The organism is Lysobacter spongiicola DSM 21749 (assembly GCF_900167055.1).
GTDB classification, from domain to species: Bacteria; Pseudomonadota; Gammaproteobacteria; order Xanthomonadales; family Xanthomonadaceae; genus Novilysobacter; species Novilysobacter spongiicola.
This window is the reverse complement of the sequence record NZ_FUXP01000003.1, coordinates 28,891-52,090: the sequence shown is the minus strand read 5'-3', so window position 1 is coordinate 52,090 and position 23,200 is coordinate 28,891. Positions and strand designations below refer to the sequence as shown.

The window sequence follows — 23,200 nt, the reverse complement described above, 5'->3', positions numbered from 1 at the left end:
TGTCGATGAAGCGATTGTTGCCGATCCCGGCGCTGTTCTCCGCCGTCCTGCTCTGCGCCTGCAGCAATGAGCCGGCCCACCTCGATGGGCCCGGGCCCGACGCAGCCGCGACGGGCGGGGCGGCCGGAATGGGCGCGCTGCCTGCATCCGCACAGGCGGAGGCCGCGCTGGACCACCCCGTAGAGGATGTGCCGCCCGCAACGGCGCCACCCGGAACCGTGATGCCCGAACCGCGGCCAGCGGAGGACAACGCAGAGGGTGCCGGATTCAACGGCTACGGTGACATCCTCTTTGGCACGGAGCTCGACCGGGTACGCGAGTTGTGGGATGGGGAACTGGAAGGCGACGCCGCGGGTGACGAGGCGTGCTTCCAGCTGTTTCCCGCGGGACAGACGATGTCGGAGCTCGCGCTGATGTTCGTTGACGGCCGGTTCGTCCGGTACTCGAGCGAGAGCACTTCCGCGGTCGCCCCGGGCGGCGCCCGCCCGGGCATGTCACTCGACGAAGTGAAGACCCTCTACGGCGACGGCGTCCAGCCGGTGCCGCACAAGTACGTCGAAGGCGCGTGGTACCTGCGGGTGCCTTCGGCAGAGGGCGAGGGCGTGCTGGTGCTGGAGACGGATGCTGAAGACACCGTCGTCGGCTGGCGGGTCGGCGTGCCGCCGGCGGTCGACTACGTGGAAGGCTGCGGATGATGCTGGAGACGGTCGGCTTCTTCGTCCTCGGTCTGGTACTGCTCGCGCTGGGCGGCGACTCGGTGGTCAAGGGGGCCTCGGGGATGGCCCGGCACTTCGGGTTCTCGCCCTTGCTGGCCGGCCTGGTGCTGGTCGCCTTCGGTACTTCGGTTCCCGAGCTGGCCGTCAACCTCCGGGCGGTAGCCCAGGGGTTGCCGGATCTGGCCATGGGCAACGCGGTGGGCAGCAACATCGTCAACTTCGGGCTGACCCTCGGCGCCGCCGCGGTGGCGGCACCGCTGCTGGTGCGGTGGCGCGCGCTGTCGTTGCTCCTGGCCTCGGTGGTCGCTGGCACGGTGCTGGTGACGGTCCTGGCGTGGGATGGTGTGCTCGGCCGGGTCGACGGCGCACTGCTGGTCGTGGCGTTCCTCGGGATCGTCGCGTGGGTCTTCGCGCGCTCGCAGGATGAGTCCCCGGCGGTGCGCGCGGAGCTGGAGGCCTACACCCTGACGGGTGACGACCTGGCCCTGAACCTGATCCGGTTCGCGTTGGCCATCGTGCTGCTGTACTTCGGTTCGCGCTTCGTGGTCGGCAGCGCACCCGAACTGGGGCGCGGGCTCGGTCTGCTGCCGATGATGACGGGGCTGCTCCCCGTTGCCATTGGCACCGCGCTGCCGGAAGTGGCGGCGGCGATCGCGGCGGCACGCCGACACCAGGGGGACATGGTCGCCGGCCACGTCATCGGCGCCAGCCTGTTCAACCTGCTGCTGGTGCTGGGCGGGTTGGCGCTCTGGAACCCGATGGTGGTGCCCGGGCAATTCCTGCGGATCGAGTTGCCCGCGGCAGCGGTGCTGGCGCTGATGCTGGTGCCGATGATGCGCGGTGACATGCAGGTCAGCCGTCGCGAGGGCGTCATCCTGCTGGTGGCCTTCGCTGCCTGGGTCGGCTTCGAGCTGCTGATGCTGCGTTGATCAGTGGGTGTCGTCGGGGGCGCCGTCCGGGCGCGGCGGCACATGCGTGTCCTCCGGCTTGTCCGGTAGCTGCGGATGGTCGTCCATGTGCAGCGAGAGCGCCGCCTTGGCCATCAGGTGCGCGCTGATCGGTGCGGTGATCAGCAGGAACAACGTGATCAGCAACTCACGCGGCTGCGGATCGCTGCCGGTGAAGGCGTGGTAACCGACCGACGCCACCAGCAGGCAACCCACGCCCAGCGTGCTGGCCTTGGTCGGGCCGTGGAGGCGTTTGAAGAACTCCGACAGCTTCACCAGGCTGAAGGCACCTACCAGGATGAAGAAGGTGCCGACCACCAGCAGCAGCACCAGGGCGATTTCGATCACGGGGTTCATTCGACGATATCCCTGCGAATCACGTATTTGCTCAGCACCACGGTGCTGACGAAACCCAGCATGGCGATGATCAGCGCCGCCTCGAAATAGATCGAACTCCCCTGGTGGATGCCGAACAGCATCAGCTCGGCGATCGCCGTCACGTTCAGCGTGTCCAGGGCGAGGATGCGGTCCATCACGGTCGGGCCGCGCGCCAGGCGCCACAGGCCCATCAGCATGGCCAGGCCGACCCCGAACATGGAGGCGACGATGGCGATGCCCAGCAGGCCGGGTTCGGCGGCGATGGAGAATCCGGTCATGGGAAGATCTCCTTCAGCGGTGCCTCGTAGCGCCGCTTGATGCTGTCGATCAGCGCGTCGGCATCCTTCAGGTTGAACACATGGATCAGCAGGTATTTGCGGTCCTCGGAGAGGGCCGCGGTGACGGTGCCCGGCGTCAGGGTGATGAAACTGGCGAGCGCCGCGATGCCGTGGATGTTGTCCATGTCCAGCGGCAGCCAGATGAAGCCCGGCGTCAGATGGCGTTCCGGCCCGATGACGCGGCGGGCCACTTCGATGTTCGACAGCACGATGTCCCACAACAGCACGCCGATCATCTTCGGCACCAGCCGCAGGCTGCCGATGCGGGCGAACTCGCGGTCCAGGCGGGTTGCGAACAGGGGAATCACCAGCCCGAGCAGCGTGCCGAACAACAGGTGCGCAAGGCTCAGCTCCGAGACCATCAGCATCCAGAAGATGATGATCGTGATCGTCAACGGAATCGATGGCAGCCAGCGGTTGAGCATCCCCGACGGTTTCACGGGCGCGTTCATGGGTTCCTCCCGGCAGGCAGGGTGGCCCGCAGCTGACGGACGTACTCGGCCGGCGCCATCAGCTGGTCGGCGGCGGCGCGGGTGTAGTCGACCACCGGTGCGGCGGCCAGGCTCATCGCGATGCCATACAGCAGCAACAGCACCGTGGCCGCGGTCTCGGCCGGCCGCGAGGTTGCCTGCCGCGTGGGAGGCGCCTGCACCACGTCGGGATTGGGGCCCGCCTTCCAGAAGGTGCGCGTGCCGGCACGGGTCAGCCCGACGATGACCATCAGGCTGCTGACCAGGATGACCGGCCACACCCAGACGACATCATCGGCGGGCACGGCCTGCAGCAGGGCCATCTTGCCGATGAAGCCCGACAGCGGTGGGAGCCCGGCGATGGACACACCGGCCAGGATGAACATCACCGCCGCCAGTTGCCGTACCGCCGGCGGCGCATTGAGTTGGCGCAGGTCGCTGCCGGCATCGCCACGCCCGCGCCTGACCAGCTCGGCGATCATGAACAATGCGGCGGCGACGAAGGTGCTGTGCACCAGGTAGTACAGGCCAGCGCCCACCGCGGCAGGCGCGCGCAGCCCGAAGGCGATGAACAGCGTGGCCGCCGACACCACCACCAGGTAGGCCACCAGCATGCGCATCCGGGCAGCCGCCAGTACGCCCAGCGATGCCAGCGCCAGCGTGCCCACCGCAGCCGGCAGCAGCCAGTCCCAGCCATAGCCTTCCAGCGGACCGGCGGGTTCGCCCAGCACCAGCGAGCCGACCCGCAGCACCGAATACACCCCGACCTTGGTCATGATCACGAACAGGGCGGCGACCGCAGCCGGCGCCCGGGTATAGGTTTCGGGCAGCCACAGGTACAGCGGGAGCAGTGCGGCCTTGGCGCAGAACACCACCAGCAACAGGCCGATGGTCGCCTTGGCAAGTGACAGGTCCTGCGGTGCCAGTTCGGCGATGCGCACGGACAGCTCGGCCATGTTGAGCGTGCCGAGCAGGCCGTAGAGCAGGCCCAGCGCGATCAGGAACAGGGTCGAGGCGGCGACGTTGAACACCACGTAGTGCAGCCCCGCCGCCATCCGGACGCCACGGCCCCCGGTCAGCAGCAGCCCGTAGGACGCGATCAGCATCACTTCGAAGAACACGAACAGGTTGAAGATGTCGCCCGTCAGGAAGGCGCCATTGAGCCCGACCAGCTGGAACTGGAACAGCGCGTGGAAATGGGGTGCCCGGCGGTCCCAGCCCGAGCACGCATGCAGCAGGCTCGCCACTGCGAGGAGCGAGACGGTCAGCACCATCAGTGCGGAAAGCCTGTCGGCCACCAGGGTGATGCCGAGGCGCGAGACCCAATCGCCGACGAGGTAGGCCACCACGCCACCCTCGCTGGCCTGCGCGAACAGCAGGGCGGCCACGCCGAGCACCACCAGCGTGGAGCCCCAGCCGACCGAGCGCTGCACCACCGTGCCGTAGCGCCGGTGCTCGACGAACAGCGACAGCGCCGCGCCCAGCAGGGGCACCAGGATCGGCAGGATCACCAGGTGGTTCATTGGGGATCCTCCCCCGGGGATGCGTCCAGCGGCCGGTCACCGGCGTCGACGTGGTCGCTGTCGTTGTCGGCACGGCTGCGTATCGCCAGAACGATGGTCACCGCGGTCATCGCGAAGGCAATCACGATGGCGGTCAGCACCAGGGCCTGGGGCAGCGGATCGCTGTAGTTCGCCAGCGTCGCTGCGACGCCATCGGCCAGCACCGGCGGCTTGCCCACCACCGGCCGGCCGCCGGTGAAGATCAGCAGGTTGGTGGCATACGACAACAGTGTCAGGCCCAGGACCATGTCGAAACTGCGGGCCCGCAACAACAGGTAGACGCCGGCGGCGACCATCACCCCGATCGCGCTCGAGAGTGCCAATTCCATCATGCGACCTCTCCGGTGACGGCGGAACGCGTGGCAGGGTCGATCGTGCCGCGGCGGGCGATCATCCGCTTGGACGGGCGCAGCGTGCCCATCATCGAGAGGATCAGCATGGTGCCGCCGAAGACCACCAGGTAGACCCCCAGGTCGAACGCCGCCGCGCTGGACAGCGGGATCTTCCCGAGCAGCGGCAGATCGAGGTAGTAGTGCCCGCTGGTGAGGAACGGCGCGCCCAGCACCATCGCGGCCATGCCGGTGAGCGTGGCGATGACCAGGCCGATGCCGATGCAGCGGATGTAGTCGAAGCCGAAACGCGATTCGACCGAGGCCGCGCCCTGGATCACGTACTGCACCAGCAGCGGCACCGCCAGCGTCAGGCCGGCGATGAAGCCGCCACCCGGGGAGTTGTGTCCGCGCAGGAACAGGAAGATCGACACCGTCAGGGTCAGGGGGAAGATGATCTGGGCCAGGTCGGCCGGGATCGGGAGCTTCACCGGTGGCCCCGGCATGACCTTTTCCGGGGCCATGCGCGCCCGCCGCAGCAGGGCGTGCACCACCAGCGCGGCGATGCCGAAGACGGTGATCTCGCCGAAGGTGTCGAAGCCGCGGAAGTCGACCAGGATCACGTTGACCACGTTGCTGCCCCAGGCTTCGGGCAGGGATCGCGCAAGAAGTTCCGTGGCAATGGTGTCGGCTGGGCGCGTCATCATCGCGTAGGCGAGCATCGCCACGCCCCCGCCGGCGGCCACCGCCACCAGGCCGTCGCGCCAGCGGCGCGGCAGCGAACGTTCCGGTGGCGAATCCTTGGGCAGGTAATGCAGCGCGAGCAGGATCAGCGAGAGGGTGACCATCTCCACCAGCAACTGGGTCAGGGCCAGGTCCGGTGCCGACAGCGCGATGAAGCCCATGCTCACCGCCAGGCCGGCACCGTTCATCACGATCACCGCCAGCAGCCGTCGTCGATACAGCGCCAGCGTGCCCAGGGTGCAGGCGACCAGGATCAACCACAGTACCCAACCGAGCAGTGGGAGCGGCTGGGTCGAGACGGTGGCGACGGGGTCGGGATTGCCGTCGATCGCACCCACCACGAAGGGGGCGGCGCCCGCGGCGATCGCGGCCAGTACCAGCCACAGCATGCTGCGCTGCACGCTGCCGTTGGCGATGGCATGGGTAAAGCGCCGTGCCATCCGGAACAGCGCTTCGACGTTGAGCCAGAACAGGTGGCGGCCGAGCGAACGGCGCACGATCGCGTGCAGGTCGAACAGGCGCCGCAGGCCGAAGTACAGCGCGACGCCGCCGACCACGCCACCCAGGCTCATCATCAGCGGCAGGTTGAAGCCGTGCCAGATCGACAGGCTGTAATAGGGCACGTCGCTGCCGAGCACCCCGTAGGCCGCGATCGCCAGTGCCGGCGCGATCGTCCAGGCCGGCAGGATGCCCACCGCCAGGCACAGCACCACCAGCACCGCCACCGGGATGCGCATGAAGCGTGGCGGCTCATGGATCTCCCGCTCGACCGCGCGCGGGCCCGCGCCGAAGAAGGTGTCGTGCACGAAGCGCAGGCTGTAGGCGACGCCGAACATCGCGAACAGGAAAGCGGCCGCGCTGATGCCCAGGCGCATCGCATCGTGGTGCTCGATCTCCAGCGCCTGTGCGAAGAACATCTCCTTGGACAGGAAGCCATTGAGCAGCGGGATGCCGGCCATCGCCAGGGTCGCGATGATCGCCAGTGCGCTGGTGTAGGGCAGGTACCTGCGCAGGTTGCCGAGCCGGCGCATGTCGCGCGTACCGGCTTCGTGGTCGATGATGCCGGCGGCCATGAACAGCGAGGCCTTGAACGTCGCGTGGTTGAGGATGTGGAACAGTCCTGCCACCACCGCCAACGGCGTGGAAAGCCCGAACAGCAGCGTGATCAGGCCCAGGTGGGAGATGGTCGAGTACGCCAGCAGGCCCTTGAGGTCGTGCTGGAAGATCGCGTACCACGCACCCATCAGCAGGGTCAGCGCGCCGACGATGGTCACCACGTAGAAGAACAGGTCGGTGCCGGCCAACACCGGATGCAGGCGCGCCAGCAGGAAGACACCCGCCTTCACCATCGTCGCCGAGTGCAGGTACGCCGACACCGGGGTGGGCGCGGCCATCGCATGCGGCAGCCAGAACTGGAACGGGAACTGCGCGCTCTTGGTGAACACGCCCAGCAGCACCAGCCCCAGCACCCACGGGTACAGGGCGTGGGCGCGGATCGTGTCGCCGGCCAGCAACACCGCGTCGAGCTCGTAGCTGCCCACGATCTGCCCGATCATCAGCACACCGCCCAGCAGCGCCAGGCCACCGCCGGCGGTAATGGTCAGCGCCATGCGGGCGCCGTCGCGGGCATCTTCGCGATGCGACCAGAAGCCGATCAGCAGGAACGAGCTGATCGAGGTCAGCTCCCAGAACACCACCAGCAACAGCAGGTTGCCGGCGACCACCATGCCGAGCATGGCGCCCATGAACAGCAACAGGTAGCAGTAGAAGCGCTGGGCCTTTTCCTTCGGACCCAGGTAGTAGTGCGCGTACATCACCACCAGCGCGCCGATGCCCAGCACCATCAAGGCGAACATCCACGCCAGCCCGTCCAGCCGCAGCGACATCGCCAGCCCGAGTTGCGGGATCCACGGGACGCTCCAGCGCACCACTTCGCCACCGGCGACATGGGGCGTCAGCACGGCCAGCAGGACCAGCCCGCCGACGGGCGCGGCACCTGCCAGCCAACCCAGGGTCCGCCGATCGGCGCCGGGCGCCATGGCCAGCAGTGCGGCGAAGATGAAGGGCAGGGCGAGCAGCAGTGGCAGCATCGGACTCCGGGGCGATTGCCGGTGGCGCGGGCCGGGAAAGCGGGCCGGCCATCGTACCCGATGACGCCGATCCGACCGGGCGGGGTTATCCTGCCCGGCTCACCCGGAGCCAACCGGAATCGTGCACGGAGCTGCCCGAGCCATGCGTGAAGCCCTCATATTCGGTGCTACCGGCCAGATCGGGCAAGCCTTGCTGCAGCACCTGCAGCACCTGCAGCACCTGCTGCCCGAAGGGTGGCGGGTCCACGCCGTGTCACGGCAGCTCCCGCAGCAGTCGGATGTCCATCATGGCGTGCACTGGCTGCGTGGCGAGCTCGGTGCTCCGCCGGCCTTGCCGGCGAGTGTCGATGCGATCTTCAGTTGCGGGCCGCTCGACCTGTTCTCCCACTGGTACGCGGCCGCGGCCATCGACGCCGGCTGCGTGGTCGCCTTCGGCTCGACCAGCGCATCGACCAAGCAGGCATCGCTGGACCCGAGCGAGCGCGACCTGGCGCGACGCCTGCTGGAGGCCGAGCAGCGTGTGCTCGATCGTGCGGCGCACGCTGGCGCGAGCGCAACCATCCTCCGCCCGACGCTGGTGTACGGCGCCGGCCGCGATGCCAGCCTGACCAGGATCGCCGCGCTGGGGTCAAGGTTCGGTTTCTTCCCGCTGCCCCGGGGTGCGACCGGATTGCGCCAGCCGGTGCATGTGGGTGATCTCGCCGCGGCCGCGTGGGCCTGCGTCGACCGGCCGGGGATCGCCGGCAAGGTATATGCACTGCCTGGAGGCGAGACCCTGCCGTACCGCGAGATGGTGGCGCGGGTCCTCGGATGCCTGCAGCCACCTGCGCGGCTGGTGGAGTTGCCATCGCCACTGTTCAAGCTGGCGCTGTCGCTGCTCCGGGCCAGTGGCCGTGCCGGTGGTTTCGGTGCCGCCGGCGTGGCGCGCATGGCCGAGGACCTGGTGTTCGATGCCACGCCCGCGATGCGGGACCTGGATTACCGGCCGCGGCGGTTCGAGCCCGAAGCCCGGATGTTCTCCGCGGACTGAGCGCTCAGATCTCCTTCGCTGGCGGCAGCGGACGCGCCTTCGCCTTCGCCCGCAGCGCGATCATCAGCACGCCACCCAGCACCATCGCGCCGCCGATCCACAGTTGCGGCCCGGGACGGTCGCCCCAGAACACGATGCCCAGCACCACCGCGAGTATCGGTGTCAGCAGCAGCCAGGGGGTGAGCTCGGCGATGGGATGCCGCTGGACCAGCACGAAGTACAACCCGTGCCCGAGCAGCGACGCGATCAGTGCCGAATACAGCGCACCGGTCCAGCCGACCCAGGTCGCATCAGCCAGTGCCGCCAGGCCGCCCGGCTCCAGCAGCAGGCTCAGTCCGAACAGGGGCAATACCGAGATCACGGCGCTCCAGCCCTGCTGGCTGACCATGCCCAGGCCGGTCAGTCGGCGCATCAGCACGGTGCCCAGGGCCAGGAATGCGGCCGAGACCAGCATCATCGCCAGCGAGAGGGGGCGATCGAGCACCAGCGGATCGAAGCCCAGCACCAGGATGCCGCCGAAGCTGACCACGATCGCGGTAGCCGTGCGCCAGCCGAAGCGCTCGCCCAGGACCACCCACGCCAGCACCGCCGACATCGGCACGTAGCTCTGCATCACGATGGCGACGGAGGACAGGTTGCCGGCCATCTTGAGCGCCCAGAAGCTGAGCCCGAAGTGCAGCACGTTGTTGCAGATCGCCACTGCCAGCAGGCGCGGCCACTGGCCCTTTGCCGGCGGCTTGATCATCACCGCCAGGATCGCGGCCAGGATCGCCATGCGGATCGCCGTGTAGAGGAACGGCGGTATCTCCTGCAGGGCATGGGCGGAGGCGAGGAAGTTGCCGGCCCAGGCGATGCAGATCACCAGGATGAGGACGAGGTCGCGCGCTGGCATCGGGGGGTCCGTCGTGGGGGCAGCCTATTGTCGCCGCCAATGGCGCCCGGCGGTGGTGCCGGTGGAGCGATGCAGTGTCCCGCGGCCACGCGCAGGTGCGGTCAATAGCGCAGGCCGAACTTCCGGTAGCCCTTGGCCAGCACCCAGGCCGGGCCGATCAGCAGGTAGGTCAGGTCGGTGAGGAAGCTCGGTTTGCGGCCCTCGATCCTGTGGCCGATGAACTGCCCGATCCACGCGACCACGAAGACGGCGGCGCCGGCCCACAACAGCACGGCCGTGCCGAACGCGTTGAAGACCGCGTAGCAGGCCAGGCCCATCAGCGTGAACATCGCCAGCATGCCGAGCCCCAGCATGCGCGAGTGCCGGTAATAGAAGAGGGTCACGGCGAACATCGCCAGTCCGGCCCAGAAGCCCTCGCGGAACAGCGTCCCGGGCGCGGGGATGCACCACAGCAGCGCGATGATGCTCCAGACGATCGCCGGCACGCAGACCACGTGGATCAGCTGGTTGGTGTCGTTGCGATGGTCGCCGGAGTAGCTGGCGAACCAGCGGTCGATCGGACGTTGCATGGCAGCCATCGGCACTCTCCTGGTCGCGGCGGCCGACCCGCCGCCGATCCCATGCTACCGCTCGCAGGCTGTTGTAGGAGCGGCTTCAGCCGCGATCGGAGGATCGGTCGCTCGCGCCGTTTTCCGATCGCGGCTGAAGCCGCTCCTACGAGGCCGCTCGTACCAAACCCGCCTCAGTCGATGCTGATGCCGGCCAGCTTCTCCAGCGCCTCGGCGTACCGCGCGCGGGTGCGCTCGATCACTTCCGGCGGCAGCGACGGACCCGGCGGGCGCTTGTCCCAGCCCGAGGCCTCAAGGTAGTCGCGCACGATCTGCTTGTCGTAGCTGGGCGGGCTGGTGCCGACCCGGTACTCGTCGGCGGGCCAGTAGCGCGAGGAGTCCGGCGTGAGCATCTCGTCCATCACGTAGAGCCTGCCGTCGGCGTCGGTGCCGAACTCGAACTTGGTGTCGGCCAGCAGGATGCCGCGCTCGGCGGCATGGTCGCAGGCGAACCGGTACAGGCGCAGGGTCGCGTCGCGCACCGCCTCGGCCAGCTCGGCACCGCACAGGCGCACGGCGGTGTCGAAGTCGATGTTCTCGTCGTGGTCGCCGACGGCGGCCTTGGTCGAGGGGGTGAAGATCGGCTCGGCCAGCTTCTCGGCCTGCTGCAGGCCGTCGGGCAGGCCGATGCCGCTGATCCGGCCGGTGCGCTGGTAGTCCTTCCAGCCACTGCCGATCACGTAGCCGCGGGCGATGCACTCGATCGGCACCGGCTTGAGCCGCTTGGTCACCACCGCCCGCTTCTCGTAGCGCGCGTGATCGACGCCTTCGGGCAGGACGGCACGGACATCGATGCCGGTGAGGTGGTTGGGGCAGATGTGGTCGGTGCGGCCGAACCAGAAATTGCTGATCTGGCAGAGCATCTCGCCCTTGCCCGGGATCGGGTCGGGCAGCACCACGTCGAACGCGCTGAGGCGGTCGGTGGCGACCATCAGCAGGTAGTCACCCGGCGGGGTGCCGGCGGGCAGCCGGTCGGCGGGCAGGTCGAACACGTCCCGGACCTTGCCGCGGTGTCGCAGCGGCAGGCCGGGCAGCTCGGACTGGGAGAGCGCGGGGCGGGGCTTGTCTGACAACGTCGGAATCCCTGGTGGCAGCTGGTCGGCTGTGTTGCCCCCGGCGCCGCGCATCCTGCACATCGCGCGCACGTGCGCGACCGGGCCGGGCAGTGTACGACGGTCCGCGCCGTGCTGCAGGTACACTTCGCCCCTGATCCGGAAGTGACGGCCCGGGGGCCGGGGCGAACGTGAAACGGTGGTACGGAAAGCTCCTGGGTGCGTTTGCCGGCGCCGCGCTGCTGCGGTTCAACCCGTTGCTGGGCGCCATCATCGGCCTGCTGATCGGCCATGCCTTCGACGCTGACTGGTTCAGGCTGCGTCGCAACAACCCCTACGCCATGCTCGGCCTGGACCGCGAGGCCAGCGACCACGATGTCGACCAGGCCTACCGTCGGCTGATCTCCCAGTACCATCCCGACCGCCTGTCCGGTGCCGCGCCCGAGCTGCGTGCCCAGGCCGAAGCCCGCGCCGCCGAACTCAACCGCGCATACGATCGCATCAAGGCCCAGCGCAAAACCCGGAAATGATTTCCCGCGTGTGCAGGAGCGGCTTCAGCCGCGATCGAATGCCTGCACGCGCGTGCCGTTCCGTGACCGGGGCTGAAGCCCCTCCTACAGAAGCTCGACCGAGGTCCCGACCATGCAACCCACCGTCATCGCCCCGTCCATCCTCTCCGCCAACTTCGCCCGGCTCGGCGAGGAGGTCGACGCCGTGCTGGCGGCCGGCGCCGACTGGGTGCACTTCGACGTGATGGACAACCACTACGTGCCCAACCTCACCATCGGCCCGATGGTCTGCGAGGCGTTGCGCAAGCATGGCGTCACCGCACCGATCGACGTGCACCTGATGGTCGAGCCGGTCGACCGCATCGTGCCGGATTTCGCCAAGGCCGGCGCCAGCATCATCAGCTTCCACCCCGAGGCCAGCCGGCACGTGCATCGCACCGTGCAGCTGATCAAGTCCCACGGCTGCAAGGCCGGGCTGGTGTTGAACCCCGGCACGCCGGTCGAGGTGCTGGACTACGTGCTCGAAGAGCTCGACATGGTGCTGCTGATGTCGGTCAACCCGGGTTTTGGTGGCCAGGCATTCATCCCGTCGACCCTGGACAAGCTGCGCCGGGTCCGCGAGCGGATCGACCGGAGCGGGCGTGAGGTGCGGCTGGAGATCGACGGCGGGGTCAAGGCGGACAACATCGCCGAGATCGCCGCGGCGGGTGCCGATACCTTTGTCGCCGGCTCGGCGATCTTCAATGCGGCGGACTATGCCGACGTGGTCGGGCGCATGAAGGCCGCGGTGTCCGGCGTCCGGGGCTGATCCGCCCTGCCCGTCGTCTACCAATAGAGAAGGGCCGGAAGCGATCCAGCTCCCGGCCCCGGTGATCTGGAGGCAATCCCGCCTCCGCCCGTCGTCCCTGCTATGGACTCCCATGCTGCCCGGCATCGGTGACACCGGGATGACAGTCGGGCAGTGCAACGGCGCGCACCCGGGCTTCACCAGCGCCTGCTAACTTCTGCGCGATGACCGCCGCCGACGTGCCCCTTGCCCCGCTCGCAGACGCACCGCGCTGGCGGCTGATCATCAACGGCAAGTCCGCCGGCGACGACTCCCTGCGCGAGGGCGTCGCGGCGATGCGCGAAGCCGGCGTCAGCCTGAGCGTGCGGGTCACCTGGGAGTCCGGTGACGCCGAACGTTACGTCGCCGAGGCCATCGCCGATGGTGTGGACACGGTGGTCGCGGCCGGCGGTGATGGCACGCTCAGCGAAGTGGCGGCGACCCTGGCCTGTCGCGACGAGGACGCCGAGGGCCTGCCCGCGCTGGCGCTCGTCCCCATGGGCACCGCCAATGACTTCGCCGCCGCGGCCGGGATCCCGCTGGATCCGATTGAGGCACTGGAGCTGGCCAGGACCAGCGTCGCGCGCCGCATCGACCTGCTGCGCATAGACAGCCTCGGTCGTGGCGGCGAGGGCGGCGGCGACCGGAGCCACTGGTGCGCCAACCTCGCCAGCGGCGGCTTCGGTACCCAGGTGACGGTGGAAACCAGTGAAGGCCTGAAGAAGCTGCTGGGTGGCCTGGCCTACCTGCTCACCGGCATCGCGCGCCTGGGGCGCATCGACCCGATCCACGCGCGCTTCAACGGCACGGGCGCCGACGGCACCACGTTCCGCTGGGAGGGCGAGTTCATCGCGCTCGGCATCGGCAATGGCAGCCAGGCCGGCGGCGGCCAGGTGCTGTGCCGCGATGCGATGCTCGATGACGACCTGCTCGAACTGACCATCGTCCCGAGCCTGGAGGGCCAGGTCGGTGCCACCATCGGCGCCGTCCTCAAGGGCGGGAAGCAGGCGGCGCTGGATCGCGTGGCGGTGCGCCGGCAGTTGCCGCGGGTGGAGATCGAGGCCGACGAACCCTTCGTGCTGAACCTCGACGGCGAACCGGTGGAGTCGACCCGCTTCCTCATCGACTGCGTGGCCAGCCGCGTGCGCATGCACCTGCCACCGGACTGTCCGATGGTGCGCGGCAAGGCGTCGCATCCGGCCGCCGAACCGGATAAAGTGTCGCGATGATGTCCCGGGCGAACCCCATTTCCTGCAAAGTTTCCTGCATGGCCGACGCGGGTTGGCGATGGTGGCTTGGCGCCGCCGTCCACGCTCCGTCGCATCCCCAGGAAATGCCGCATGACATCGCCCAACAGCTCCGCGCACGCCGCGCCCAGCGCATCCACAACGCCTGATCCGCAGCTCGAGCGGTTCCAGCAACAGGCCGCCGAAGGCCATACCCGCATCCCGGTCGTCCGCGAGGTCCTGTCGGATCTCGACACGCCGCTGTCGGTGTACCTGAAGCTCGCCGACGGCCCCCATACCTACCTGTTCGAATCGGTCGAGGGCGGCGAGCGCTTCGGCCGCTACTCGATCATCGGACTGCCGGCGCGCCGGGTCTACGCCTTTGCCGGGCACACGCTGTACGTCACCGAGCACGGCGAGCTGGTCGAGGCCCGCGACGTGGAGGATCCCTTCGCCGAGGTCGAAGGCCTGCGCAGCCAGTTCTCCGTCCCCCGCATCGAGGGCCTGCCGGGCTTCACCGGCGGGCTGGTCGGGTGGTTCGGGTTCGAGTGCATCCAGTACATCGAGCCTCGCCTGGCCGGGCCGCAGGCCGACGGGGCACACAAGCCCGACGAGCTGGGCACGCCCGACATCCTTCTGATGCTGAGCGAAGAGGTCGCGGTCTTCGACAATCTCAAGGGCCGGCTCTACCTGGTGGTGCACGCCGACCCGAGCGAGCCGCAAGCGTATGCGAAGGCCAACCGGCGGCTGGACCAGCTGGTGCACCGGCTGCGCACGGGCGGTACGACCTATCCGGAAACCATCGACCCGAACGGGCTGGAGGAGGCCGACTTCCAGTCCGGCTTCACCCGCGAAGGCTTCATCGAGGCGGTGGAGAAGTCGAAGGAATACATCCGCGCCGGCGACATCTTCCAGGTGGTGCTGAGCCAGCGCCTGAGCGTGCCGTTCAAGGCCCGCCCGGTCGACGTGTACCGAGCGCTGCGGGCACTCAACCCGTCGCCGTACATGTACTTCCTGGATGTCGGCGAGATGCAGGTGGTCGGTTCCTCTCCCGAGATCCTGGTACGCCTGCAGCACGATGCGCAGGGGCAGGGCACCATCACCGTGCGCCCACTCGCCGGAACCCGCCCGCGCGGGGAGACGCACGAGCAGGACATCGCGATGGAGGCCGAGCTGCTGGCCGATCCCAAGGAGCGCGCCGAGCACCTGATGCTGATCGACCTCGGCCGCAACGATGTCGGCCGGGTCAGCCAGCCGGGCACGGTCGAGGTGGGCGAGCAGTTCGTGGTCGAGCGCTACAGCCACGTCATGCATATCGTCAGCGAGGTGACCGGCACCCTGCAGCCGGGCCTGTCCTATGCCGACGTGCTGCGCGCCACCTTCCCCGCCGGCACCGTCAGCGGCGCGCCCAAGATCCGCGCGCTCGAGGTGATCCGCGAGCTGGAGCCGATCAAGCGCAACGTCTATGCCGGCTCGATCGGCTACCTGGGCTGGCATGGCGATGCGGACACCGCGATCGCCATCCGCACCGCGGTCATCCAGGACGGGCGGCTGCACGTGCAGGCCGGCGCCGGCATCGTGCACGACTCCGACCCGCAGAAGGAATGGGAAGAGACCATGAACAAGGGCAGGGCGCTGTTCCGCGCCGTCGCCGAAGCAGCACGGGGGTTGTGACGTGCTGTTGATGATCGACAACTACGACAGTTTCACCTGGAACCTCGTGCAGTACCTGCAGATGCTGGGCGCCGAGGTGAAGGTGGTGCGCAACGATGAGCTGTCGGTCGCGCAGATCGAGGCGCTGGCGCCCGAGCGCATCGTGATCTCGCCCGGCCCCTGCACGCCGGACGAGGCGGGTGTGTCGCTGGACGTGATGAAGCACCTCGGTCCCCGCATCCCCGTGTTTGGCGTGTGCCTGGGACACCAGAGCCTGGGGCAGGCCTACGGCGGCGAAGTCGTGCGCGCGAAGACGATCATGCACGGCAAGACCTCGCGCATCCGCCACGAAGGCCGGGGCGTGTTCAAGGGCCTGCCAGACGGTTACGAAGCCACGCGCTACCACTCGCTGGTCGTGGCCCGCGACACGCTGCCGGACTGCCTGGAGATCACCGCCTGGACCGAGGTGGAGGCGGGTGAAGCGAATGCCGACGCTGGCGCTGGCGCATCGGGCGCATCGGGCGCATCGGGCGCAAGCGGCGTGTCGAGCATGCCGGGCTCCCGGGGCACCCCCGCCTTCGACGAGATCATGGGCCTGCGCCATCGCGAACATCCGGTCGAGGGCGTGCAGTTCCACCCCGAGTCAATCCTGACCGAGCACGGCCACGCGCTGCTGAAGAACTTCCTGGAGCGCTGAAGTCGTGGCTGACGTGACCGGCTTAGCGCACACGACCCTGCATCCTTTCAACCGGGCTGCGCCGCGGTTCTATCCCCCATGGGGACTTCCTACGGGGTGTAGGAGCGGCTTCATCCGCGATCCACAGCCGTCCGCCCGCGCCGGTTCCACGTTTTGTAGGAGCGGCTTCAGCCGCGAACCCGAACCGTCCGTCCGCGCCGGTTCCACGATCGCGGCTGAAGCCGCTCCTACAACAGACGCCGGATCCGGTAGCGCCGGAGCCCCACCCCGCTGTAGGAGCGACGTCAGTCGCGACCCCGCAACCCTCCCACCCATGACCAGGTCGCGACTGACGTCGCTCCTACGGCCAAGCCCATGCCCATGACCCCGCAAGAAGCCCTGCAACGCACGATCGAGCACCGCGAGATCTTCCACGACGAGATGGTCGAGCTGATGCGCATGATCATGCGCGGCGAAGTCAGCCCGACCATGACCGCGGCGATCCTGACCGGCCTGCGGGTCAAGAAGGAAACCGTCGGCGAGATCGCCGGCGCGGCGCGGGTGATGCGCGAGTTCGCCTTGCCGGTCGAGGTGGCTGACCGCACGCACCTGGTCGACATCGTCGGCACCGGCGGCGATGGCGCCAACACATTCAATATTTCCACCGCGAGCACCTTCGTCATTGCCGCGGCTGGTGGCCGGGTCGCCAAGCATGGCGGCCGCAGCGTGTCTTCGAAGTCCGGCAGCGCCGACGCATTCGAGGCACTGGGCGCTGCGATCGAACTGCAGCCGGCGCAGGTCGCACAATGCATCGATCGCACCGGCATCGGCTTTATGTACGCGCCACTGCACCATCCGGCGATGAAGGCCGTCGCCCCGGTGCGGCGCGAGATGGGTGTGCGCACGATCTTCAACATCCTTGGCCCACTGACCAACCCGGCCAGTGCACCGGCGATCCTGATGGGGGTGTTCCATCCCGACCTGGTCGGTATCCAGGTCCGCGTGCTGGAGGAACTGGGCGCCGAGCGCGCGCTGGTGGTCTGGGGCCGCGACGGCATGGACGAGCTCTCGCTGGGCGCCGGTTCGCTGGTCGGTGAACTGCGCGATGGCAAGGTGCGCGAGTACGACATCCATCCGGAAGACTTCGGAATCTCCATGGCGGCCAGCCGCAACCTCGGTGTCACCGGGCCGGAGGAATCGAAGGCGATGGTGATGCAGGCGCTGGAGAACGTCGAAGGCCTTCCGCGCGAGATCGTCGCCCTCAATGCCGGCGCCGCGCTGTACGTGGCGGGCGTGGCCGAGGACATCGCCGACGGCATCGATCGAGCACGCAAGGCCATCGCATCGGGCGCTGCGCGCGCCAGGTTGGACGAGTTCGTCGCGGTGACGCGCGAGCTGGCCGGACAATAGAACAGGAACCCGACGCCGCCATGCCGACACCGCCGAACCCCGACATCCTCCAGAAGATCCTCGCGCGCAAGCACGAAGAGATCGAACAGCGCAGCAGGATCCGTTCGCTCGACAGCGTGCGTGCACGTGCCGGCCACCAGCCGCCCACCCGTGGGTTCGCTGCCGCGATCCGCCGCAAGCATGCGGCCGGCGAGGCCGCCGTCATCGCCGAGGTCAAGAAGGCCAGCCCTTCGAAAGGCCTGATCCGCGCGGACTTCGATCCCGCCGCGATTGCGCGCAGCTACGAGGCGGGCGGTGCCGCATGCCTGTCGGTGCTGACCGACGTCGACTTCTTCCAGGGCAGCAACCGCTACCTGGGCGAGGCGCGCGAGGCGTGCGCGCTGCCGGTGCTGCGCAAGGACTTCATCGTCGACCCCTACCAGGTGTACGAAGCGCGGATGATCGGCGCGGACTGTATCCTCCTGATCGTGGCCGCACTCGAGGATGGACCCCTGGTGGAAATGGCGAACCTGGCACACGAACTCGGGATGGACGTGCTGGTCGAGGTGCATGACGTCGACGAGCTCGAGCGTGCATTGCAGGCCGACTGCGAGCTGGTCGGCGTCAACAACCGCAACCTGCGTACCTTCGAGGTGTCGATCGAGAACTCGCTCGCGCTGAAGGCCATGGTGCCGCCGGACCGGACGATGGTCACCGAGAGCGGCATCGCCACCAGGGAGGACGTCGCCCGCCTGCGCGGCGCCGGCATCGACACCTTCCTGATCGGTGAATCCTTCATGCGCGAGCGTGATCCGGGCGCCGCGCTGCAGCGGCTGTTCGCGGCATGAGCCTGGCCGGGCCGGAGCCGCGCGAGTACCCGCCGGTACGCGAAGGCGCGCCGCTGGTGGTGTTCGATTTCGACCACACCCTGTACGACGGCGATTCCGGCGGCCACCTGTTCAAGTGGCTGATCAAGCGCCGCTGGTGGCGCATCGGCCTGGCGCTGCTGATCGCGCCGGTGTTCGCACCGATGATCGCGTTCCTGCCGACCCGGCGCGTGGGCATCTCGGCGTTCGTTTGGGCCGGCACCATCGGTTTCCATCGCCGCCGCGACCTGGACGCGCTGATCGACCGCTACGTGGCCCTGCATACCGGTGTCATCAAGTCCCACCTGTTGCCGATAGCACTGGACGTGCTGCACGGCCACCGCGAAGCCGGTGACCAGGTGGTGGTGGCGACCGGTGCGCCACCAGAACTCGCGCGCGCGATCCTGGCCTTCGTCGCCCACGAGGACGTGCCGGTGGTCGGAACCCAGGTCGGGCCGCGCTTCGGTGCCGTGGTCGCCACCCGCCACTGCCACAACGAGATGAAGATGGTGATGCTGCGCGAAGCCGGCTTCACCGCGCCGGTCGCCATCGCCTACACCGACAGCAGCGCGGACCTGCCGCTGCTGCTGGCGGCCCGCAAGCCGGTGGTGGTGAACCCCAAGGCGGATCGCGTCGAGATGTTTCGCGGCGTCCTGCCGCCCGGTACGCCGATCCTCAACTGGGGCTGCCCCGGCCGCGCCGGTGAGCCGGTGCGCTGACCCGGGCGCTTCCTGTAGGAACGACGTCAGTCGCGACCGCGCAACTCCGGCAACCGCGCAGCTCCGATGATGCGGCGTACAGGTCGCGACTCACGTCGCTCCTACACGGGCAGCGGCGCAGCAACGACGTCCGCGAAATGTAGGAGCGGCTTCAGCCGCGATCGGATGATCGGCCGTGAATGCCGACTCCACGATCGCGGCTGAAGCCGCTCCTACAAACGAACGAGCGGCCCGGAGGCCGCTCGGATGTGTACGTCGACAGCGACTGCCGCTAGCGCGTGCCGTACAGCACCACGGTCTTGCCGCGTGCATGCAGCTTGCCGTCCGCCTGCAGCTTCTTCAGCACGCGGCCGGCCATCTCGCGAGAGCAGCCGACCAGGCGGGACAGCTCCTGGCGCGAAACCCGCAGCTGGGTGCCGTCGGGGTGGCTCATCGCCTCCGGCTCCTTGGCCAGGTCGTGCAGCGCCCGCACGATGCGGTCGGTGACGTCCAGGAAGGCCAGGCGCCCGGCCTTGCGGCTGGTGTCGAGCAGGCGCCGGGAAATCTGGGCGCCGATGGCGTACAGCAGCTTTGGCGCATCGGGTGCCAGCCGCGACAGCAACAGGTCGTAGAAGCGGTCGTGGCCGATCTCGGCCAGTTCGCAGGGAGTACGGGTCCGCAGGATGACTTCGCGCCGCTCGTTCTCGATGAACAGCCCGAGCTCGCCGACGAACTCGCCAGGGCCGAAGTAGCCCAGCACCAGCTCACGGCCGTCATCTTCCTCGGTGATGATGCTGACCGAGCCCGCGATCACGTAGTAGAGCGTGCTGGCGGGGTCCCCGGGGCGGAAGACGTCCGTCCGCGAGGGGTAGCGTCGCCGATGGCAGTGGGCGAGGAAGCGTTCGATGACCGCGCCATCCGGCAACAGCGGATTGCTTCGGCGCAACGGATTCAGGGGGGCTACCGGGCTGGCGGACATGGGGATCATCTAGCTATGGTCGATTCAGCTTAGGTCGAACTGGCGGCGAGTGGCAAATCCTGTCACGGCGGGACAGGCGCCGGCCTGAACGAGCAGCCGGTCACATTCTGCACCGGTTTTCCCCCGGCGGCCGATTGCCCCATAATCGCCGCCTCCCCCGACGTTCCGGACATCATCGTGGTCAAACCGTTGCCGCGCCTGAGGTTGCAGGGTTTCAACAACCTCACCAAGGCACTCTCGTTCAATATCTACGACGTCAGCTTCGCCGCCTCCGAAGAGGAGCGGCAGCGATACATCGAGTACATCGACGAGGCCTACAACGCCGACCGGCTGACCCAGATCCTCACGGATGTGGCGGACATCATCGGCGCCAACATCCTCAACATCGCCCGGCAGGACTACGATCCGCAGGGCGCGTCGGTGACCATCCTCATCTCCGAGGAGCCGGTGATCGACAAGTCGCAGGCCAAGGGCGTGATCTCCGACGCGGTGGTCGCGCACATGGACAAGTCGCACATCACCGTGCACACGTATCCGGAGACCCATCCGGACAACGGCATCGCGACCTTCCGCGCCGACATCGACGTGGCGACCTGCGGCGTCATCTCGCCGCTGAAGGCACTGAACTACCTGATCGAGAGCCTGGAGTCGGACATCGTCGTGATGGACTACCGGGTGCGTGGCTTCACCCGTGACATCAAGGGCAAGAAGCACTACATCGACCACAAGATCAACTCGATCCAGAACTACCTGGCCAAGAACATCAAGGCCCGCTACGAGATGCTGGACGTCAACGTCTACCAGGAGAACATCTTCCACACCAAGATGCACCTGAAGGACTTCGACCTGGACCAGTACCTGTTCGAGGAGAAGGCGCGGAACCTTTCGTTCAAGGAGCGCATGAAGATCGAAGCGCGGCTCAAGCGCGAGATCGAAGAGCTCTACCACGGCCGCAACCTGGTCGACTGAGCCCATTTGCGGGACGTGTAGGAGCGACGTGAGTCGCGACCTGTACGTCCCAGCGGAGCTTCGTGGTCGCGACTTACGTCGCTCCTACGAGAAGGGCTGCTGTCCCGCGCGGGGACTTCCCCGGGAGTGTAGGAGCGGCTTCAGCCGCGATCGGATGATCGGCCGTGAGCGCCGGCTCCATGATCGCGGCTGAAGCCGCTCCTACAAATGCAGGTCGGTTCGCCGCCGCGCGAACAGGACGGGTTCGCCGCAGGGCGATCAGAACCGGTAGGCGATCGCCTTCATCAGCTTCGACGCCGCGGCCATCACCGTCGGGATCGGTGGCGGCAGGATCCGCGCGCCGGCCGCTTCGGCATTGTCGGCGTGCCTTGCCTCGTCGGCCTTCATCACCTGCAGGATCGCCCGGCTGCGACCATCCGCGGGGGGCAGCGACTCGAGGTGCTCGTCGATGTGGGCTTCCACCTGGCGCTCGGTCTCCACCACGAAGCCGAGGTTCCAGCCGTCGCCGCGCAATCCGGCCAGCGCGCCAATCGCGTAGCTGCTGGCATACCAGACGGGATTGAGCAGGCTGGGGCGGCTGTCGAGTTCGCGCAGCCGATCCGCACACCAGGCGAGGTGGTCGGTCTCCTCCTGGGCGGCGTGCAGCAGGTGCTCGCGCGTCGACGCATCGCGCGCGACCGCAGCCTGGCCGCAGTACAGTGCCTGCGCGCAGACCTCGCCCACGTGGTTGATGCGCATCAGGCCCGCGGCATGGCGGCGCTCGTCGTCCTCCATCACCACTTCCGCTTCTCCGCGCGCAGGATTCGGGCGCTCGGCGGCGGGCGCACCGAATACCGTCTCGAGGGCGCGCTGGGTATCGGAGAGCATGCGGTCGAGGGGTGTCAGGTGGCGGATGCTCATGTCACGGGTTCCGGGGTTGCAGGGAAAGGATGGGCACGGGGCGACAGCCGCTCGGCGAGGAACTCCACCGGGTGCTGCACCGGCAGCGTGGTGCCGTTTGCGAGGTGCAGGCGACACCCGATGTTGGCACTGAGCAGCCGGGTCGCGCCGCTGGCGGCGAGCTGGTCCAGCAAGGGGCGACGATACTCCGCTGCCCGCTCGGGGTCGGTGAGCATGGCGGTGCCGGCAGCGCCACAGCAGCCGAAGCCTGCATCCAGCTCGACCACTTCCAATCCGGGTACTGCTGCGAGCAGGCGGCGAAGCGCGGGCACCGACCCCACCACGTTGCGCTGGGTGCAGGGCAGGTGCAGGGCGATGCGTACGCCACCTGCGTCCGCGAAGTGCAGACGGTCGCTTCGGGACTGCAGGAACTCGATGGCGTCGATCGTTTCCCCGTCGACCTGGGCGGCGACTGCGTCGTGGCAGCCACTGGCGAGGGTGAGTACCCGGGCGTGCCCGGTGAACGCCGTTCGGTTGACGACCGCCAGCCGCTCCGCCGCCTCCTGGTTGCCCGCGTGTGCGTGCAGGGCGCCGCAGCACGTCTGTCGTGGCACCGTGGCCAGCTCTACGCCAACGGCCAAGCACAGGTGCGACAGCGCGGTCCGCACGGGCGCCTCGTAGCCTTTGGCGATGCAGCCGACGAAGAGTGCGGCCTGCGATTCCGGGGCGGGCGACCCTGCTTCAGGCGGTCGTGGCTGTACGGGGGCAGGAGGGGCCGGCAGGAAGCGCAAGCGCGCTGGAAGCCATGGGCGCGCTTGCCGATAGACAGCCGTAAGGCGCGCCAGCAGCACGGGCCTGGCAACAATCCATTCCACGAGGCGTTGCAGCGTGGTCGCACCCCGCCGCCGGCGCTGGTTCGCGCGGGCAAGGGTCAGCAGGGCGCCGTACTCCACTCCTGCCGGGCACACCGCCTCGCAGCTGCGGCACCCCAGGCAGCCGTCCATGTGGGCATCGCCGACGGGCGTGGGATCGATGGTGTCCAGCGCCCAGGCCTTGGCCAGTGCGATGCGGCCGCGGGGCGAATCTGCTTCCAGGCGGTCATGCCGGTAGGTCGGGCAGGCCGGCAGGCACAGCCCGCATTGGACACAGCGGTCGGCCAGGACCACCACGTCCACCTGCGGCAACGCCCCGTCGCGGGCGGAGGCGGGGGCGGGCATGGCGGTGGACATGCGGCGATGCTAGCATGGCCGGTCAGCTGGCTTGCGATGACCCGTCGCGCCCGCTATCATTCCGCTTCTTTCGTTCCCGCGCTCCAGGTGCGAGGCGAATTTCCCGCACTCCAACGCGTGGTGAAGTTCCGGCGACGGCCCCCGG

Annotated in this window: 24 protein-coding genes; 12 read left to right on the top strand and 12 right to left on the bottom strand. The window is 68.4% G+C overall.

Features of this window, described 5'->3' with window-relative positions; all coding sequences use genetic code 11:
- Window positions 1-5: 5 nt before the first annotated feature.
- Both B5D37_RS05970 and B5D37_RS05965 read left to right on the top strand, forming a co-directional pair.
- Window positions 6-695 (top strand): hypothetical protein, encoded by a 690-nt coding sequence (locus B5D37_RS05970; RefSeq protein WP_078757809.1) that lies wholly within the window; start codon window positions 6-8, stop codon window positions 693-695.
- Window positions 692-1,645, top strand: coding sequence for a sodium:calcium antiporter (locus B5D37_RS05965; protein WP_200809198.1), 954 nt, complete (start codon window positions 692-694; stop codon window positions 1,643-1,645). The genes B5D37_RS05970 and B5D37_RS05965 overlap by 4 nt, the downstream gene beginning before the upstream one ends.
- On the opposite strand, the gene B5D37_RS05960 is transcribed toward B5D37_RS05965, so the two are convergent.
- The 6 genes from B5D37_RS05960 to B5D37_RS05935 are packed head-to-tail and all read right to left on the bottom strand — an operon-like array spanning window position 1,646 to window position 7,574.
- A complete protein-coding gene (locus tag B5D37_RS05960; protein WP_078757808.1) occupies window positions 1,646-2,020 on the bottom strand; it encodes a Na+/H+ antiporter subunit G in 375 nt (124 codons plus the stop codon).
- Window positions 2,017-2,319 (bottom strand): K+/H+ antiporter subunit F, encoded by a 303-nt coding sequence (locus tag B5D37_RS05955; RefSeq protein WP_078757807.1) that lies wholly within the window; start codon window positions 2,317-2,319, stop codon window positions 2,017-2,019. Before B5D37_RS05955 ends, B5D37_RS05960 begins: the two co-directional genes overlap by 4 nt.
- Complete coding sequence (locus B5D37_RS05950) at window positions 2,316-2,831, bottom strand: Na+/H+ antiporter subunit E (protein WP_078757806.1); 516 nt, start codon at window positions 2,829-2,831, stop codon at window positions 2,316-2,318. Before B5D37_RS05950 ends, B5D37_RS05955 begins: the two co-directional genes overlap by 4 nt.
- Complete coding sequence (locus B5D37_RS05945; RefSeq protein WP_078757805.1) at window positions 2,828-4,372, bottom strand: monovalent cation/H+ antiporter subunit D; 1,545 nt, start codon at window positions 4,370-4,372, stop codon at window positions 2,828-2,830. Before B5D37_RS05945 ends, B5D37_RS05950 begins: the two co-directional genes overlap by 4 nt.
- Entirely contained in the window at window positions 4,369-4,740 is a 372-nt protein-coding gene (locus tag B5D37_RS05940) for a Na+/H+ antiporter subunit C (RefSeq protein ID WP_078757804.1), read from the bottom strand. The genes B5D37_RS05945 and B5D37_RS05940 overlap by 4 nt, the downstream gene beginning before the upstream one ends.
- Entirely contained in the window at window positions 4,740-7,574 is a 2,835-nt protein-coding gene (locus B5D37_RS05935; protein ID WP_078757803.1) for a monovalent cation/H+ antiporter subunit A, read from the bottom strand. The genes B5D37_RS05940 and B5D37_RS05935 overlap by 1 nt, the downstream gene beginning before the upstream one ends.
- Window positions 7,575-7,716: 142 nt before the next feature.
- Here B5D37_RS05935 and B5D37_RS05930 point away from each other — a divergent pair, with 142 nt between their 5' ends.
- On the top strand, window positions 7,717-8,604 hold the full coding sequence (locus tag B5D37_RS05930) for an SDR family oxidoreductase (protein ID WP_078757802.1): 888 nt from the start codon (window positions 7,717-7,719) through the stop codon (window positions 8,602-8,604).
- A gap of 4 nt (window positions 8,605-8,608) precedes the next feature.
- On the opposite strand, the gene B5D37_RS05925 is transcribed toward B5D37_RS05930, so the two are convergent.
- The 3 genes from B5D37_RS05925 to B5D37_RS05915 form a co-directional block, all read right to left on the bottom strand.
- Window positions 8,609-9,496: a DMT family transporter gene (locus B5D37_RS05925; protein WP_078757801.1), complete on the bottom strand. Its 888-nt coding sequence runs from the start codon at window positions 9,494-9,496 to the stop codon at window positions 8,609-8,611.
- Between the two features lie 101 nt (window positions 9,497-9,597).
- Complete coding sequence (locus B5D37_RS05920; RefSeq protein ID WP_078757800.1) at window positions 9,598-10,074, bottom strand: Mpo1 family 2-hydroxy fatty acid dioxygenase; 477 nt, start codon at window positions 10,072-10,074, stop codon at window positions 9,598-9,600.
- 164 nt (window positions 10,075-10,238) lie between these two features.
- The gene (locus tag B5D37_RS05915; protein WP_234987726.1) at window positions 10,239-11,177 is read right to left on the bottom strand and encodes a phosphoribosylaminoimidazolesuccinocarboxamide synthase; all 939 of its coding nucleotides are present in this window, start codon (window positions 11,175-11,177) and stop codon (window positions 10,239-10,241) included.
- 170 nt (window positions 11,178-11,347) lie between these two features.
- Here B5D37_RS05915 and B5D37_RS05910 point away from each other — a divergent pair, with 170 nt between their 5' ends.
- The 8 genes from B5D37_RS05910 (at window position 11,348) to B5D37_RS05875 (ending at window position 19,020) form a co-directional block, all read left to right on the top strand.
- Window positions 11,348-11,686 carry a J domain-containing protein gene (locus B5D37_RS05910; protein WP_078757799.1) on the top strand — a complete coding sequence of 113 codons (339 nt, stop codon included), beginning with the start codon at window positions 11,348-11,350 and terminating at the stop codon, window positions 11,684-11,686.
- A gap of 112 nt (window positions 11,687-11,798) precedes the next feature.
- Window positions 11,799-12,473, top strand: a complete 675-nt coding sequence (rpe, locus tag B5D37_RS05905; RefSeq protein WP_078757798.1) for a ribulose-phosphate 3-epimerase — start codon at window positions 11,799-11,801, stop codon at window positions 12,471-12,473.
- A 203-nt stretch (window positions 12,474-12,676) separates the two neighbouring features.
- On the top strand, window positions 12,677-13,720 hold the full coding sequence (gene yegS / locus B5D37_RS05900) for a lipid kinase YegS (protein ID WP_078757797.1): 1,044 nt from the start codon (window positions 12,677-12,679) through the stop codon (window positions 13,718-13,720).
- 111 nt (window positions 13,721-13,831) lie between these two features.
- The gene (trpE, locus tag B5D37_RS05895) at window positions 13,832-15,391 is read left to right on the top strand and encodes an anthranilate synthase component I (RefSeq protein WP_078757796.1); all 1,560 of its coding nucleotides are present in this window, start codon (window positions 13,832-13,834) and stop codon (window positions 15,389-15,391) included.
- A gap of 1 nt (window position 15,392) precedes the next feature.
- Entirely contained in the window at window positions 15,393-16,067 is a 675-nt protein-coding gene (locus tag B5D37_RS05890; RefSeq protein WP_078757795.1) for an anthranilate synthase component II, read from the top strand.
- Between the two features lie 354 nt (window positions 16,068-16,421).
- Entirely contained in the window at window positions 16,422-17,456 is a 1,035-nt protein-coding gene (gene trpD / locus B5D37_RS05885; protein ID WP_078757794.1) for an anthranilate phosphoribosyltransferase, read from the top strand.
- A 20-nt stretch (window positions 17,457-17,476) separates the two neighbouring features.
- Window positions 17,477-18,283 carry an indole-3-glycerol phosphate synthase TrpC gene (trpC, locus tag B5D37_RS05880; protein WP_078757793.1) on the top strand — a complete coding sequence of 269 codons (807 nt, stop codon included), beginning with the start codon at window positions 17,477-17,479 and terminating at the stop codon, window positions 18,281-18,283.
- A complete protein-coding gene (locus tag B5D37_RS05875; protein ID WP_078757792.1) occupies window positions 18,280-19,020 on the top strand; it encodes a haloacid dehalogenase-like hydrolase in 741 nt (246 codons plus the stop codon). The genes trpC and B5D37_RS05875 overlap by 4 nt, the downstream gene beginning before the upstream one ends.
- Window positions 19,021-19,291: 271 nt before the next feature.
- Here the strand turns inward: B5D37_RS05875 and crp are convergent, their stop codons facing one another.
- Window positions 19,292-19,987, bottom strand: a complete 696-nt coding sequence (gene crp / locus B5D37_RS05870; protein ID WP_078757791.1) for a cAMP-activated global transcriptional regulator CRP — start codon at window positions 19,985-19,987, stop codon at window positions 19,292-19,294.
- 168 nt (window positions 19,988-20,155) lie between these two features.
- On the opposite strand from crp, the gene speD reads away from it, so the two are divergent.
- Entirely contained in the window at window positions 20,156-20,947 is a 792-nt protein-coding gene (gene speD / locus B5D37_RS05865) for an adenosylmethionine decarboxylase (protein WP_078757790.1), read from the top strand.
- 258 nt (window positions 20,948-21,205) lie between these two features.
- On the opposite strand, the gene coq7 is transcribed toward speD, so the two are convergent.
- Both coq7 and B5D37_RS05855 read right to left on the bottom strand, forming a co-directional pair.
- A complete protein-coding gene (coq7, locus tag B5D37_RS05860) occupies window positions 21,206-21,847 on the bottom strand; it encodes a 2-polyprenyl-3-methyl-6-methoxy-1,4-benzoquinone monooxygenase (RefSeq protein ID WP_078757789.1) in 642 nt (213 codons plus the stop codon).
- Window positions 21,844-23,055: a (Fe-S)-binding protein gene (locus B5D37_RS05855; RefSeq protein ID WP_078757788.1), complete on the bottom strand. Its 1,212-nt coding sequence runs from the start codon at window positions 23,053-23,055 to the stop codon at window positions 21,844-21,846. Before B5D37_RS05855 ends, coq7 begins: the two co-directional genes overlap by 4 nt.
- Between the last annotated feature and the right edge of the window lie 145 nt (window positions 23,056-23,200).

Excerpts from the sequence above, each read along its gene's own strand:
- B5D37_RS05970 (WP_078757809.1), top strand. The coding sequence starts at position 6 with ATGAAGCGATTGTTGCCGATCCCGGCGCTGTTCTCCGCCGTCCTGCTC.
- B5D37_RS05965 (WP_200809198.1), top strand. The coding sequence starts at position 692 with ATGATGCTGGAGACGGTCGGCTTCTTCGTCCTCGGTCTGGTACTGCTC.
- B5D37_RS05960 (WP_078757808.1), bottom strand. The coding sequence starts at position 2,020 with ATGAACCCCGTGATCGAAATCGCCCTGGTGCTGCTGCTGGTGGTCGGC.
- B5D37_RS05955 (WP_078757807.1), bottom strand. The coding sequence starts at position 2,319 with ATGACCGGATTCTCCATCGCCGCCGAACCCGGCCTGCTGGGCATCGCC.
- B5D37_RS05950 (WP_078757806.1), bottom strand. The coding sequence starts at position 2,831 with ATGAACGCGCCCGTGAAACCGTCGGGGATGCTCAACCGCTGGCTGCCA.
- B5D37_RS05945 (WP_078757805.1), bottom strand. The coding sequence starts at position 4,372 with ATGAACCACCTGGTGATCCTGCCGATCCTGGTGCCCCTGCTGGGCGCG.
- B5D37_RS05940 (WP_078757804.1), bottom strand. The coding sequence starts at position 4,740 with ATGGAATTGGCACTCTCGAGCGCGATCGGGGTGATGGTCGCCGCCGGC.
- B5D37_RS05935 (WP_078757803.1), bottom strand. The coding sequence starts at position 7,574 with ATGCTGCCACTGCTGCTCGCCCTGCCCTTCATCTTCGCCGCACTGCTG.
- B5D37_RS05930 (WP_078757802.1), top strand. The coding sequence starts at position 7,717 with ATGCGTGAAGCCCTCATATTCGGTGCTACCGGCCAGATCGGGCAAGCC.
- B5D37_RS05925 (WP_078757801.1), bottom strand. The coding sequence starts at position 9,496 with ATGCCAGCGCGCGACCTCGTCCTCATCCTGGTGATCTGCATCGCCTGG.
- B5D37_RS05920 (WP_078757800.1), bottom strand. The coding sequence starts at position 10,074 with ATGGCTGCCATGCAACGTCCGATCGACCGCTGGTTCGCCAGCTACTCC.
- rpe (WP_078757798.1), top strand. The coding sequence starts at position 11,799 with ATGCAACCCACCGTCATCGCCCCGTCCATCCTCTCCGCCAACTTCGCC.
- yegS (WP_078757797.1), top strand. The coding sequence starts at position 12,677 with ATGACCGCCGCCGACGTGCCCCTTGCCCCGCTCGCAGACGCACCGCGC.
- trpE (WP_078757796.1), top strand. The coding sequence starts at position 13,832 with ATGACATCGCCCAACAGCTCCGCGCACGCCGCGCCCAGCGCATCCACA.
- trpD (WP_078757794.1), top strand. The coding sequence starts at position 16,422 with ATGCCCATGACCCCGCAAGAAGCCCTGCAACGCACGATCGAGCACCGC.
- trpC (WP_078757793.1), top strand. The coding sequence starts at position 17,477 with ATGCCGACACCGCCGAACCCCGACATCCTCCAGAAGATCCTCGCGCGC.
- B5D37_RS05875 (WP_078757792.1), top strand. The coding sequence starts at position 18,280 with ATGAGCCTGGCCGGGCCGGAGCCGCGCGAGTACCCGCCGGTACGCGAA.
- crp (WP_078757791.1), bottom strand. The coding sequence starts at position 19,987 with ATGATCCCCATGTCCGCCAGCCCGGTAGCCCCCCTGAATCCGTTGCGC.
- coq7 (WP_078757789.1), bottom strand. The coding sequence starts at position 21,847 with ATGAGCATCCGCCACCTGACACCCCTCGACCGCATGCTCTCCGATACC.
- B5D37_RS05855 (WP_078757788.1), bottom strand. The coding sequence starts at position 23,055 with ATGTCCACCGCCATGCCCGCCCCCGCCTCCGCCCGCGACGGGGCGTTG.